Source organism: Alteromonas sp. CH_MED4-4, from assembly GCF_037029575.1.
GTDB lineage: Bacteria > Pseudomonadota > Gammaproteobacteria > Enterobacterales > Alteromonadaceae > Alteromonas > Alteromonas macleodii.
In genome coordinates this window covers 1-14342 of sequence record NZ_JAYMEU010000011.1, presented here as the reverse complement: position 1 = coordinate 14342, position 14342 = coordinate 1, and the positions used below count along the sequence as shown (strand labels likewise).

Below are 14342 nucleotides of genomic sequence, written 5' to 3'. Positions count from 1 at the left end.
ATGAGTGTATTGGTTATTAACCAAATTATTTTTGCTCAGATAGCCACACGATTAGGTCAGCGATGTCGTCGAAGGTCATGTCAGCAGTGAAAGTAGGCTGATATTTACCGTTGATAATAAAGCTTGGCACACCAGTTAAGTGCTCACGATACTCATCAATTTGCTGTTGATTCTTGCGCACCATGCTATTTACGCCGAAGCTTTTGGCCATTTTGTCAAACTCTTCACCGTCTACTCCGTTCACAACGAAGATATTGCGAAGGTCTTTCAAGCCAGTGATAGATGCACGTTGCTTGTGGATATAGTTAAAAATAGCGCCGTTCATCGCGTCTTCTTGCTTCATAGCGCGCGCAATTAGCATGGCTTTAGTTGCATCGTCTTGAACTTCAGGTCCAGTAAAACGCATAAAGTTTACGTGCACCTTATTGAATTTCGTGCCGTCGCTTTTCTTTTCTTTAATTTGCGCAACAATTGGTTCGAACTGGAAGCAGTGAGGGCACCAAAATGAGAAGTACTCAGTAATAACAGGCTTATCTGTGGCTTCTTTATCAAGCACAGTATAGTGCGTACCTTCTTTCCATTTAGACGCTGGCTCCTGAGCGCATGCTGTTAGTGGCAAAAGCATTGCCATGACAAACATTACTGCAAACTTTTTCATGGAATATAATCCTATGTTCAAAAAACTATTATCGATACCGAGATTATCACAGGCTTGTTCGCTTAACTAGGACCTGTTCTACTTCAATGCCTTAGTACGCGACAAGCTCACTAAAAAACGCGACTCAAGGTTTAGGTAAATGCAGTATTTTATATACGCATGATGAACAGAGTCTGAATCATCAGGTCCTAACAGAAACTCAAAGAAAAAGGGCTATAACCATGTATAGCCCTTTATTGTTTGTTGATTTCACGTTGAGTTTTGCCTTTAAGCAACGCTCAACAGAAGGTTCATTAACGTTACATCACTTACATGCTGTAGTTAACTGAAAGTAGAGCGCGACGCTCTTGGCCTGCATAACCTACAATGTCTTCATAATCAGTATCAAATACATTGTCGACCTTCAACGAGACCTGCCACTGCTTATCTATCTGATAGCCTAAATTAACGGTTGCAAGCGTATAGGCTGACAGCGCCAGAGTCTGAGACGGTTCAGGGAAAGGAGGGAAGAAGGTGTCGTAATGACTCCCTGTGTAAGCTAGCTTGGTGTAGAAGCTGAACTTCTCCGTTCCAAAGTCAGTGTTGTAGGTTAATGAGCCTTGGTGACGGGCACGACGCAGTTCAGTGGTTGTTATACCATTGTCGGTTTGTTCCGCATCTAGATAACTATACGCTGCGGTAAAATCACCATAGCCACTGTCCCAGTTAAGTTCTAGATCAATACCTTCTCGCGAGCTTTCACCGTCGATATTATCGGCACTATATGCACCCAAATCTGACACAAATACGAAGCCATTGATTTCATCTTCAAGGTCGGTAGTGTATGCGCTGATTTGTGCAGACAGTGATTTCCAGTTTGCCTTAACGCCTATTTCCCATTCTTCACTGGTTTCAGGTTCTAAGTTTGGGTTGCCGATGAAGCTTGCTGGGAAGTAGCCAAAGCGCTCGGTGAAGGTGGGTGTTTTAACAGCTTTACCATAGCTGGTAAAAACAGCGTAGTAATCGTTAAGCTGCCAGGTAAGGCCACCGCGATAACTTACGGCATTGTCGAATTCACTGTTGTTGTCGAATCGTGCGCTTAGTGTTGCGGTTAGCGACTCGGTTAGCTGACCATTTGTCTCGGCAAATACGCTATAAGTATTGTCGTGCTGCTTCTGGTTCGGATCGCCAAATGCAATTGGGCCGCGCTGGGTAAAAAGGCGCTGTAGGTATTCAACACCGCCAGCAAAATCCCAGTTATCCATGGTATAGAAACCTGTCCAGTTTAACTCTATGCGCTCACCAGTGGTTCCGCCAGTGTCTGCACCTGACTCAGTGTTATCATTATCATCTTTGCGATAATGCGCACTTAGCGCTGAGCGATAACCTGTATTTTCCGGAGCAAATTCCCATCTTAATTTCGCACTAATTTGTGAACCATCCGTCACGTTATCTGAGTCAGCAGGAAGGCCTGTCGTCACAAAATCAGTGCCGTCGTAATCATTCTCGTACTGAACCGTGCGAAGGTTAGCTATTAACGTATGCTCCGACGTTGCGGCATAATTAATATTAATGCCAGCGGTCATGTTGTCGTAGCCATCATCTTCGTTACCAACACGAGATACGTTGTCGCCGTCGGTACGTATGTAGCTGGCGTATGCAGAAATACCTACGTTATCGCTTTGCGAGCGCGCGTTCATGCTGCCCTGCAACGTACCTTGTGTGCCAACGCCAGCAGAGAAGTCTACGTGTGACGCATTATCGGCAAACTGGCCTGATTTCGTAGTAATGCTCAATACACCACCGATAGCGCCGCTGCCCCATCTTGCGCTCTGCGGGCCTCGAAGAAGTTCTATGCGCACCACGTTTGCGCTAGTTAAGTGAGCAAGGTCAACTAGGCTTCCTTGGCCTACGTCGTTGGCAACAACGCCATCAATTAAAACAAGTAGATGGTTGGTTTCACCGCCGCGCACGCGCAGCTCTGTTAAGCCACCAGGACTGCCTGACTGAGACAAGCTAACGCCAGGTAGGCCGCGAATTAGATCGGTAAGTTGAAGTGCGCCCGAAGCTTTAATGTCGCTTTCAGTTAGCACCGATACTGAACCAGGAAGTTTGGTTAACGAAATAGGCAAACGCGTGCCTGTTACTGTTAAAGTTTCAATATCTTGGTCAGAAGTTTGAGCAAAGGCAGGTGTGCTTAAGCACGAAATAACTGCAGCGCTAAGGGCTGCTTTAGTAAAATGTGTACGCATGGTTTTTATGTTGTCTTTGATGCGCTCCACCCGAGCACATGATTAGGGAAAGTGCACGCATTGCTTAATTATGGATGTGAGCAAGCAAACGACACCATGAAGTACAGGCCGGTATCCGGGCTTACTCACCATTACTAAAAATGTAATAGCTCTTTTGCCTTCCCATCTAATGGCGTTTAATACGTAACGCATAAAAGACAGTGGCGTATGAAAAGAAAACGACAACGCGTTGAGTTTACCGTTGCGGGGGCAGCATCAGTTTTTCACTGATTTCCCGTTTAACCCTTGTCGCCGTAGTTAATATGGAGCTAGACAAGAGCACCTACACACTGTCGATTATATCTAAGTTAAAAAGTGATAGCGAATACGGTTTCTTATACCTTACGCTTTTTCGTAACCGCCATAAGATTATCGACAACTGTCATCGAAAAAGCGTTTTTTCAGCAGTAAAGGGGCTGGCTCAATATCCTAATTTCAGGGGAGGCTCTTGAAGGGCCGATAGCTGTTCTTTCAGAGCAAGTATTTGGCCTTCCCAGTATTTGTCTTCAGCAAACCAAGGAAATGCCCGCGGAAAAGCAGGGTCTTCCCAGCGTCGTGAAAGCCATGCCATGTAATGCACCATTCGCATAGCGCGGAGGGGCTCAATAAGTGGCAACTGTGCAGTGTCAAACGGGTGAAACTCCTCGTATGCTTCAACCAAAGTATCGATCTGCAAAAGCTGTTGTTGGCGGTCGCCGCTTAGCATCATCCACAAATCTTGGATAGCAGGGCCCATGCGGCAATCATCTAAATCAACGAAAGTAGGGCCATCGCGCCATAATATATTGCCCGGGTGGCAATCACCGTGAAGCCGAATACTTGATGTTGGCTTATACGCTTTTTTCGTGGCATCAATAACGGGGTTAAGTATGGCAAAAAATGCTGTCTTTAAATGCTCTGGCAGCAGTGTGCTTTGCGTAAGCACCTGCTTCGGCTCATCGAGGTAACTTTCAATATCAATCGAGGGACGATGTGCAAACCCTTTAGCATGGGCCACGCGGTGAATACGGCCAATGAAACGCCCCATCCATTCGAGTTGATCAAGGTTGTCATTTTCGAATTGCCTGCCGCCTACCGAAGGAAATAACGCAAATCGATAGTCAGTTTCGGCCACGGTGTGGTGATGCAGCGTGCTGCCATTGAGAGAAATGGGCGCAGCCAATGGAATTTCGTTGTCGATTAGCTCTGCAGCAAACGCGTGTTCTTCAAGAATTTGAGCGTCGGTCCATCGACCTGGGCGATAGAATTTTGCTACATAGCGCTGACCGTCTTCAGCCAAAAACTGATAGACGCGGTTTTCATAACTATTTAGTGCTAGTAAACCGCTTTGAAGAAAAATGCCCTGACTTTCCAGGGCATCTAATATGGTGTCTGGGCTAAGCCCAGAGAATGAAAAATCTGTCATCGATAAAGGAACTTAGTTGGCTCATCAACAGTAACCGTTTCCCCATCAATAGTGGTGGTTACACTGATAAAAATATCGGTAACCGTATCTTCCAGATTATAGGCGTCAGTTGCAACTGAAATTGGCGTGCTATACACCGCACCGCCTTCAACTGTTACAGTTTGCTCACCAATGTACTTGTAGTCAGGCAAACCTTTTACAGCAATAGAGTAGGTTTGGGTTTGCTGTGTTTTGTTAAGTACTTTTATTGTATAGACGTTCTCAATTAGCCCTTCATTCGTTTCGCGGTATAGCGAGTTTCTGTCGCGGATAATGTCAACTTCGGTGGGGCTGCGCATCCAAATATTGGCAAACAGCAAGCCTATCATCACCACTAAAACAACAAAGTAACCAATTAACTTTGGACGTAAAATGTGAGTCTTACCGCCAGCTAGCTCTTCTTCAGAAGTAAAGCTTATCAGGCCTTTAGGATAACCCATTTTATCCATAACACCGTTACAGGCATCAACACAGGCGCCGCAGTTGATGCATTCGTATTGTAAGCCATTTCGAATATCGATACCGGTTGGGCATACCTGAACACAAAGGTTGCAGTCTATACAGTCGCCTAACCCTTTTTCTTTTACTTGCTCGTGACTAAGTTTGCGTGGTCGCGGGCCGCGTTGCTCTCCACGCTTTGCATCGTACGATACAGTAAACGTGTCTTTGTCGAACATGGCAGACTGAAAACGCGCATACGGGCATATGTGCGTGCACATGATTTCGCGCATGTAGCCAGCGTTTCCGTACGTACATACGGCAAAGAAAATAACCGATAAACCTGCCCAGAAGCTGGTGTTAAATGTTACAAAATCGATAAACAGTTCATCAATTGGCGTAAAGTAGCCAACGAAGGTTAAAGCCGTTAACAGCGCTACCAATACCCAAGCGGTGTGCTTAGCTGTTTTACGCAAAAATTTATCTGCATCCATTTTGCGTGCATCTAGCGCTATACGCTTGTTGCGCGGGCCTTCGAATTTCTCTTCGAACCACGTATAAATGTATACCCACGTTGTTTGAGGACACATAAATCCACACCACACTCGACCAGCGAAAGTGGTGACGAAGAACAGCGCAAAGGCGGAAACAATAAATATATAGGCCAGTAAAGTGAGATCTTGAGGCCATAAAGTTAGTGAGAATATAGTAAATCGCTGCTCACCAATATCGAGTAGCACGGCTTGATGCCCGTTGTACTGAATCCATGGAATGATGGCAAAGAGGCCCAAAAAGAAAAGGCCAAACATGCGTCTAAACGTCTCTAGAGGGCCTTGTACAGCCCGCACATAAATACGGCTACGAGAGTCGTGGCGTTTACCCTCAGGTCCACCTTTGGGTTTATGTACTTTTACCGGTGTAACGGTCTTTACCGGTATTTGTTCATTCATAGCTTAACCTTATGTGACGTAACGAACTGCCTGTGCAGTATAACTGCGTTCAAAACGTCATGTTTAATGTAGATCAATAATGCGGCGTATGGTGTATCTTTTTAAAGTTTCAGTCAATACTGAAACTTCAGAACGTAAGTCGTTTTTTGTTTTGATTTCCTCAGTCTATGTAACTTTGTAAATAGTTAAATACAGTTACGTGAATAATGAGGATTAATATGACGGCCAGATGCCATTTGATGCCCAACATCGACGATTAGGCTTTACCTACTATACATGAGTATAGTTTGCTGTATTTACAGGTAAACCGATATGACCCTATTATCGTCGATAATAATGTAGTCAATTACCGTTTGAATCGTGTACAGTGAGCATTGTGAAAATGTAAATTGGCAAAGTGTAGTTGAGCACATAGTAAGAAAGGTGCTAAATAATTGGCGCTATTTGTAGTAAACGTCTGTCAAAGTTAGCTGAGAAGTCATGTTAAGGTTCTTTATCATCGCTGCTGAAATTATTGTTTTGGTAATTGTGCTGCGGTCCCCTTTTGTTCAGTATCTCTTTGAAGATATTCAGAACTCGCTTTCTGAATGGCTAGTTTCAATCGCAACTTTACCGGAGCGAGAGGAACTACGTAGTTTACAAGACAAAATTAATGTCCAGCTAAGTCCCCTAAAGCCTTACCAGCAAACATATGTTCAGCAAATCACCGCTGATAGCGCAAGCGTTAAACGTTTTTATCACACCTATTGTGAAAAGGACGATATAAACCCCAACTTTACGGGAACTAAACGCGTTCAACTATGCCTAATCATTAAACAGTCGTCAGTTATGCAAGTAGCAAAGCGAGACTAGCCAATTTTAACAAGGTTGGTTAAATATAAAGCTGATATAAAAGCCTACAATTGCTGCATGCTAAGCTTTCTCTAAATGTCTTGCTAACTCATAGTTTAAACGACTGAATTTAGGAGCATAAAAGTGAATAAATTACGTACTTTTTCTTGTTTAAGCTGCGCCACAGCGGTGGGACTCCTTACCGTTTTTGCTCCCACTCAAGCCGCTGAGGTGAAGATAACGTGGGAAGAACCTGAGTCTTATAGCGATGTAAGGCCAACCAATGAATCTCGTAAACGGTTCCGCGAACGAACGCTACAAGAGCTTGAAGAACACATTGTAGATTTGGCCAGTGATTTACCTGAGTCGCAAGTGCTGTCAATGACAGTAACAAATGTTGATTTAGCTGGCCAGGTTTGGCCAAGCCAGTTTGTCGGCTTCGGTAACGGTGCCGGTAGCGACGTCCGTATCATTAAGCGCGTTGATATTCCTAGAATGACATTCAGCTACTCGTTGGCTAATGCCGACGGTCAGGTCATTTTAAGTGGTGAAGATGTGAAACTTAAAGATATGGATTTTATGGAGTCGAATATTCGTCGCAATCGCACGGAATCGCTTTCTTATGAAAAAGCGATGCTTAACGATTGGTTTTCAGATACCTTTTCAACCCAAGTAGCAGCGAACGACTAATAGTTTCGTTCAAATCATAATAAAAAAGGTCACATATAGTGACCTTTTTTGCGTTCATAGCCCATATTTCACGGACTATAGCAGTATAAGCTGCCTACAGATAATCAAACTCATTACCTGATATTGCAAGGGTGCTTTCAGGGCCAGCTTTATAAGCGGCTTTGTGCGCATCGCGACGTACTAAGATACGTTCCATATAGAAGTCACGTGTCTTCATCTTAGACGCTGCAAGTAACGCATTACCTGATGCCTGCGCTTTGTCGGCCATGCTGTACCACAGTACACCAATCAAGGAATAGGCGCTGTATGCCAAGTAATCACAAGCAGCAGCTGCAGCGGTGGTGGCATCCATACCTAAGCAATCGGCTGAAGATGCACGCCAGTCATCAAGAATTCCTTGAGCCAGACCCTTCGCCTCACTGTCTTGAATGTCGCTGACCAAAGCGTTAAACGCATTATAGGTCGCTTCCATCATTTGACCGCCATCTCGGGTAAGCTTACGGCCAATAAGGTCTAGCGCCTGAATACCGTTGGTGCCTTCATATAACATAGCAATGCGCACGTCGCGCATAAGTTGTTCCATACCCCATTCACGAATAAAGCCGTGACCACCAAATACTTGTACACCTAGGCTGGTGGTCTCAAGGCCCATATCAGTCATAAAAGCTTTGCAGATTGGGGTTAAAAACTGAAGTATCTTGTCGGCATCTTCTTTTTCTTGACCTTCACCAAGCTTCTCAACGTCCATAAACTTGGCATAGAAAAGTGAAAGTGCACGGCAGCCTTCAATCAGTGATTTCTGCGTAAGTAACATACGCGCCACGTCAGGTTGAAAGACGATCGGGTCTGCTTTGCCTTCTGGATTTTGAATTCCCTGAGGTGCGCGAGACTGAACGCGTTCGCGGGCATAAGTCAGCGCGCCTTGGTAAGAGGCTTCTGCCGCCCCTAAACCTTGCAGACCTACTTGGAAGCGTGCATCGTTCATCATAGTGAACATACATGCTAGGCCTTGGTTTTCTTCACCAACAAGGTAACCCGTTGCACCGTCAAAATTCATCACACAAGTCGGGCTCGCTTTGATCCCCATTTTGTGTTCGATGCTTCCCACTGACAAGCTGTTCGCCTCGCCAGGCTCATTGCTGGCATCTGGAAGGAACTTGGGCACTAAGAATAAGCTGATACCCTTAACGCCTTTAGGGGCGTCAGGTAGACGAGCTAGAACAAGGTGAATAACGTTCGAACTCCAATCGTGATCACCTGCGGTAATAAAAATCTTATTACCGGTGACTTTATAGCTGCCGTCGCCTTGTGGCTCAGCTTTGGTACTAAGCAAGCTCAAATCTGTTCCTGCGTGAGGTTCGGTCAGGTTCATGGTACCTGTCCACTCACCGCTGATTAGCTTAGCAAGGTAGATATCTTTTAATTCTTTACTGGCGTGCTTAGTAACCGCAAGTGTTGCGCTTTCAGTAAGCATGGTGGTTAAACGCCAGCTTAAGTTCGCCGCGTTTAGCATTTCGTGAACAGGCACAGCCATGGTATACGGCAAGTCTTGCCCGTCGTACTCGGCAGTACCTAGCATTGCATTCCAGCCGTTAGCAACATATTCCTGATAGGCATCAGCGAAGCCTTTAGGCGTGGTAATGCTGCCGTCTTTTAGCGTACAGCCTTCTTCATCGCCTTCACGGTTAAGAGGGGCAACCACATCCAAAGCAAACTTTGCACCCTGTGCAATAATTTCGTTGGCAAGTTCGCTATCAAAATCGCTGATACCGAGCTTTTCGTAGTGAGCATCAAGTCCAAGCCAGTCTTTTAACAAGAACTGAAAATCAGTCGTAGGGGCGTGGTACAGAGGCATGGATGACTCCTTTTTTCAAACAAGTGTTTTAATTTTGTCTATTATAGTCACAAAAAGCGTAATCCGAATAGTCCGTTAAAGGAAAGTTAATAATAAATTTGGATGATGTGGGTAATGATCTATACGGACTGATATGAGAGAAACACATAGGTTTACCAAGACTCGTTGACTTTAAATGTGCAGCAAAGGTCACACAGGCTCTGATGATGATGTCTGACGCATTGATGTTAATATGGAAAAGTGAACTCAAGTGGTAAGCTCGCTTGCAATTCAAATTCTCACTGGCATGCTTAGCCTACATTGAAATAACCCGTTCACATACGCACAAGCAACACGGTACATAAAAACATGAATCCAGAAAGCGCGAAGAAAAACCTTAAACATAGCAGTGATGATGCGCAGATCCCGGTTTGCATTGTAACGGGGGGAAGCTTGGGTATCGGTTTTGCGGTATGCAAGCTGTTTAGTCAAAACGGTTATCAAGTCATTAATTTAGATATCAGAGACTTTGAGCAAGCGTTACCTAATGCTATCTGGAAGCCGTGTGATGTAAGTGTTGTGCGTAATATTGAAGCCGCGGTGAATGAGGTTATTAATTCTTATCAACGCATAGACGCATTGGTGTGTAATGCCGGTATACATGTTTCAGCAACCATTGAAGACACTGATGAAGCGCTGCTTGATAAGGTACTAAACTTGAACGTAAAAGGGGCGTATGGCGCGATTAAGTCTTGCCTGCCAACCATGAAAGAGCAGGGCAGCGGCGCGATTGTGGTGATGGGCTCAGATCAGTCCTTTATTGGAAAGCGCAATTCGTTCGCCTACGGGGTCAGCAAAGGTGCATTGGCGTCTATGGCGAAAACCACCGCGCTTGACTACGCACCCCATAATATTCGCGTTAACGCGGTCTGCCCGGGTACCATCGAAACACCTCTATTTCATAACGCGATTGATAATTACGTGGCACGTTCTGGGGCAGATAAAAATGAAGTGGTAGCTGAAGAAGCCGCTGCACAACCTATTGGACGTTTGGGCCAGCCCGAAGACGTAGCTGAACTGACTTATTTCCTATGCAGCAACAAAGCATCGTTCATCACGGGTAGCTTGTATGCGGTGGATGGGGGCTACACAGCACAATAGAAAGAGCTGAACAAAAAAGCAACGTGAAATGCCTTATCAGCAATAGAATAAACCAAGGTTTTATAAACAAAGATGAGCAAGCCTTCAATCACTTGGATAGACCCTCATATTCACTTCTTTGCCTTAAACGAAGGGCACTATGATTGGCTAAAGCCTGCCAATGCCCCTTTTTGGCCAGATAAAAAAGCGATTGCAAAACATACTACAGAGCACATGCTCTATCGCGCGTCGTTAGGGCAGTTAGGCGGTTTTGTTCACATTGAAGCGGGTTACGATAACGAAAGACCCTGGCGTGAAATTGCGTTCCTGGAGCGTCATTGTACGTTGCCATTCCGTTCAGTTGGGTGTATCGATTTAACAGGAAGTAATGTTGGCAGTCATATCGACAAGCTAAAGCGGTACCACTCAATACGTGGGCTTCGTCACATATTAGATGACGATGCTAAAGTACTTTTACGCACCCCTAAAGTTAAATGGGGGCTACATCATATGGCGTCGCAAGGCTTGTCTTTTGAAGCGCAGTTAAATCTTGCAGATAGCAATGCTGTGCATGCGCTGCTAACGGTACTAGAACAAACACCCTCGCTAAAAGTGGCTATAAACCATGCCGCAATAGCGCCGATTGATGTAAATAGCTTTGCGTTTAAAACATGGCGGCAGCATATTCGCGACTTGAATGAAACGCAGCAAGTTGTGTTTAAGTTCTCGGGATTAGAAATGCAAGATCGCCGTTGGCTGTGGCCGCGCGCGTCTTATGTTTTTGAAACCTTGCTGGACACCGTTGGCACAGATCACATGATGTTTGCCAGCAACTTCCCGCTGTGTCTGTGGCGAATGCCGTATGCCGCGCTTTGGCATGGGTTCATTGATATGACAACGCCGCTTTCTGTAACTCAAAAAGCGGCGCTGCTGTACAAAAATGCGAAGCGATGGTACGACATCGCATAAAGCTAGCTTAGTTGAGCTGCTGAACTAGCCTCGGGTTTATTGCCTTCAATAAACCCGTTGAGTTTTAGTTTTATTTAAGCGCAGTTACCGTTATGTGCGGCGAGCGATAAACCACCTCATCGTTTAGATCGATACCAATTCCCGGTGTGTCAGGCGCTTCAATAAAGCCGTTTACTGGCTGAGGATCTTGAATGCAAAGTTCACGGTTCCAGTCTTTAATAGCGTAGGTATGGTGCTCGTGAATTAAGAAGTTTGGAATGGCCGTTTCTAAATGTAGGCTTGCCGCTGTCGCAACAGGGCCACCGCAAACGTGAGCCTGAATACGTACATCGTAAATGTCGGCATAGTCACACACCTTTTTCGCTTCGGTGAAACCACCACATAGGCCAACGTCAGGCTGAAGTACATCAATAGATTGGTCTTCAAGGTAAGGGCGCACATCCCAGCGGTGGTACAAGCGCTCACCGCCCGCAATAGGCACATTCACGTTCTTCGCTACTTTGTCGTGAAGCTTCGAGTTAAGGTAATTCACTGGCTCTTCGTAATATAGACAGTCAATTTCTTCAACGATGTCACCCAGCTGGATAGCCGTTGATGCACCTAATAAGCTGTGACATTCAAAGATGATGTCGCCATCTTCGCCCATTGTGTCTCTAATCGCCTGAAGACGGGCTTTGAAAAGTTTAAGCTCGGGCTTAGTGAATAGTTTGGTTCTGTCGAAATGGGTGTTGCCGTCTTTATCGTAAACGATGGGGTCAACTTTAACCGCATCGTAACCATCTTTAAGTGCTTTTTCAGTGGCGCGAGCATAGTCAGCGGGGTCGTTAAGCTTGGTTACTTCTTTGTCCCAATCAAACTGTAGCTGGCTAGCGTAGCTACGGAGCTTGCCATTAGTTTTGCCACCCAGTAATTCGTAAACCGGTAAGCCAAGCGCTTTGCCTTTAATGTCCCAAAGTGCAGTATCAATAGCGCTCATCGCAGCATAAATAACCGGGCCGCCGCCTAATCCCCAAAAGCCTTCGCGCAGCATTCTCGACCACAGCAGTTCAGTGTGAAAAGGATTAAAGCCAATCAGCATGGCTTCGGCAATTTCTTTAATCATGTGTGCAGCAGCGCTGTGACCCCAATCATAAGCCAGTCCTGCTTCGCCCACACCGGTAATACCTTCGTCGGTGTAAACGCGTACGAAAACCGGGTTCCACTGAGGGCGCTTAGGGCATTCGATATCAAAAATTTCTACTTTGGTGACTTTCATAATGTATAAACAATTCCTGTTTGAAATAAGTTGGCGTTTAGCTGGCTAAGCTAAATTATTCGCAGAAGCCCGGGTCTAGTTTGTAAGCTTTGCGAAGCATGGCAGGCCATGCTTTTTGGCCGCCTGTTTCGCCGCTGTGAACCACATTAGCCTGTGCGTATATGCCATCGGTAATGCTTTGCGGTATCTCGATAACCTCTTCATTAGACTGCATCAGGGCAAGCTGAATTTCGCACGCTCGCTGCAAATCGTAAAAGCGCATAAAGGCGTCGCCCACGGTGGGGCCAAGGGTTAGACCGCCGTGATTAGGCAAAAGCATGTGATTAGTGTCGCCAAGGTCGTCCTGCAAACGTTTCTTTTCTCTATCATCAACGGCTAAACCTTCGTAGCTGTGATAAGAAAGTGAAGGTAGCGAAAACATGGAATACTGGCTCCAGGGCTTAAGCCCGCCTTTGACAGATGCGACTGAGATTGTGGCTAGTGTATGCAGGTGAATAACGCATTGGGCATCGTGGCGCACTTCGTGGATAGCACTGTGAATGGTGAAGCCAGCGGGGTTTATGCCGTAAGGTGTATCGTCAAGGATGTTACCCTCTAAATCGACCTTAACCAGGTTAGAGGCGGTAACCTCGTCAAACGTCAGGCCAAAGGCGTTAACCAAGTAATGCTCAGTGCCCGGTACCTTAGCTGAGATATGCGTGTAAATAAGGTCGCCCCATCGCATATCTGCCACTAACCGATAGCACGCAGCTAAATCGACACGAGTTTGCCATTCTTGTTCAGATACTTTGCCTTTAAGGCTTAAGGTTGGCAGTGAAAACAAGCCACTTCTCCTATTCTTTTCATGGTGACAATTTACCAATACCCGCAACAATGAACAATCCTTTGTCAGTGCTGCGTTATATCGAATTGGGTGTAGCCATCGCGCAAGGGAATAAGATCGTCAGCGAAACGCATTGCGTCGTGGTCAAGGGTAAAGGGGTCGGCTTTTACGAGTTTTTTTATCTCTAATTTGGCCCAAGGAGGCGCATCGAAGGCGTCTGGAAGGGTCTCAACACCGGCATCTAAATCACAACCAAATATAGCCAATCCATTAGGTGTGGTGGATAAATATTGGGTAACTTCAACATTGAACCCAGTTTCTTCCCACGTTTCTCTGTGTGCAGTACAGGCGACCGATTCATTTTCAAGCACCCCTCCACCAGGAAAATCCAATTTACCTGAAAGACGGTGTTCTACTAACAGTACCTTATTATTTGTTTTGACTAGGCACGCGGCAGCAATCAAAGGGGCTGGACTGTTTTCTCCGACTTGGTTTTGTTGAGATAAAAGCCTATCGGAAACGCGACAAACCGGCGCGTTGGGTGAAGACTGTGAACATGCGAAAAGCGTTAAAACAGCGAATATAGCTGATAAGCGAAATAAGATGACCATCGATTTGGGTAAAATACTCTAGAAGCTGTTTGTGATTGTTTTAAAAATAATCAATATTAAATGACAGACTCTACGCAAAAATAAAAATAACACAACTAATACCAGTCCGCGTAGATCATTACCCACTCAGCGAGATTTAAAATGTTCGGAATCGCGGCGTGTTACCGCAGGTGTAGTGGCTCTACATCAAGGTGACACAACAAAGAGTACGGACATTTTAAACTCGCCCTTCGGGAAGGTCTGGCATGCTTCCTAGCTTCATTCTGGGAATTTGAAAGGGAACACCATTCCTGCCTTCCCACGCTTCGCTAGGAAACTTGCCAGCGCCTTCTGAGAGGGCAATGATCTATGCGGATTAATGGTATGGACCCTCTCCTCCCATAAAGGCTTCAAATGAGCCAAGATAGGGTTGTTCAAATCACTATCAAG

The 14342-nt window shown here is 45.5% G+C and carries 12 protein-coding genes and 1 riboswitch; of the genes, 4 read left to right on the top strand and 8 right to left on the bottom strand.

Annotation, left to right across the window (positions count from 1 at the left end):
* Positions 1-25 precede the first annotated feature (25 nt).
* The 4 genes from WA381_RS09485 to ccoG all read right to left on the bottom strand — a co-directional run bounded on the left by WA381_RS09485 (position 26) and on the right by ccoG (position 5760).
* A complete protein-coding gene (locus tag WA381_RS09485; protein WP_014948248.1) occupies positions 26-658 on the bottom strand; it encodes a thiol:disulfide interchange protein DsbA/DsbL in 633 nt (210 codons plus the stop codon).
* A 308-nt stretch (positions 659-966) separates the two neighbouring features.
* Positions 967-2889 (bottom strand): TonB-dependent receptor plug domain-containing protein, encoded by a 1923-nt coding sequence (locus tag WA381_RS09480; RefSeq protein ID WP_216600737.1) that lies wholly within the window; start codon positions 2887-2889, stop codon positions 967-969.
* Between the two features lie 89 nt (positions 2890-2978).
* A riboswitch (cobalamin riboswitch) is annotated at positions 2979-3230 on the bottom strand.
* A gap of 119 nt (positions 3231-3349) precedes the next feature.
* On the bottom strand, positions 3350-4333 hold the full coding sequence (locus tag WA381_RS09475; RefSeq protein WP_061439538.1) for a serine/threonine protein kinase: 984 nt from the start codon (positions 4331-4333) through the stop codon (positions 3350-3352).
* Positions 4330-5760 carry a cytochrome c oxidase accessory protein CcoG gene (gene ccoG / locus WA381_RS09470; RefSeq protein WP_014975671.1) on the bottom strand — a complete coding sequence of 477 codons (1431 nt, stop codon included), beginning with the start codon at positions 5758-5760 and terminating at the stop codon, positions 4330-4332. The genes WA381_RS09475 and ccoG overlap by 4 nt, the downstream gene beginning before the upstream one ends.
* Positions 5761-6240: 480 nt before the next feature.
* Here ccoG and WA381_RS09465 point away from each other — a divergent pair, with 480 nt between their 5' ends.
* Positions 6241-6612: a hypothetical protein gene (locus tag WA381_RS09465; RefSeq protein ID WP_039231779.1), complete on the top strand. Its 372-nt coding sequence runs from the start codon at positions 6241-6243 to the stop codon at positions 6610-6612.
* 123 nt (positions 6613-6735) lie between these two features.
* Positions 6736-7281 (top strand): DUF3016 domain-containing protein, encoded by a 546-nt coding sequence (locus WA381_RS09460; protein WP_014948252.1) that lies wholly within the window; start codon positions 6736-6738, stop codon positions 7279-7281.
* Positions 7282-7375: 94 nt separating this feature from the next.
* Here the strand turns inward: WA381_RS09460 and WA381_RS09455 are convergent, their stop codons facing one another.
* Positions 7376-9136: an acyl-CoA dehydrogenase family protein gene (locus WA381_RS09455; RefSeq protein WP_061439539.1), complete on the bottom strand. Its 1761-nt coding sequence runs from the start codon at positions 9134-9136 to the stop codon at positions 7376-7378.
* Between the two features lie 348 nt (positions 9137-9484).
* On the opposite strand from WA381_RS09455, the gene WA381_RS09450 reads away from it, so the two are divergent.
* Entirely contained in the window at positions 9485-10276 is a 792-nt protein-coding gene (locus WA381_RS09450; protein ID WP_061439541.1) for an SDR family NAD(P)-dependent oxidoreductase, read from the top strand.
* Between the two features lie 72 nt (positions 10277-10348).
* Positions 10349-11224, top strand: coding sequence for an amidohydrolase family protein (locus tag WA381_RS09445; protein WP_061439543.1), 876 nt, complete (start codon positions 10349-10351; stop codon positions 11222-11224).
* 70 nt (positions 11225-11294) lie between these two features.
* Here WA381_RS09445 and WA381_RS09440 read toward each other — a convergent pair whose 3' ends face one another.
* From WA381_RS09440 to WA381_RS09430, 3 genes are all read right to left on the bottom strand, one after another.
* Positions 11295-12479 (bottom strand): mandelate racemase/muconate lactonizing enzyme family protein, encoded by a 1185-nt coding sequence (locus WA381_RS09440; RefSeq protein WP_061439545.1) that lies wholly within the window; start codon positions 12477-12479, stop codon positions 11295-11297.
* Between the two features lie 55 nt (positions 12480-12534).
* Entirely contained in the window at positions 12535-13302 is a 768-nt protein-coding gene (locus WA381_RS09435) for a class II aldolase/adducin family protein (protein WP_061439547.1), read from the bottom strand.
* 65 nt (positions 13303-13367) lie between these two features.
* Positions 13368-13913 (bottom strand): NUDIX hydrolase, encoded by a 546-nt coding sequence (locus WA381_RS09430; RefSeq protein ID WP_061439552.1) that lies wholly within the window; start codon positions 13911-13913, stop codon positions 13368-13370.
* Positions 13914-14342 lie beyond the last annotated feature (429 nt).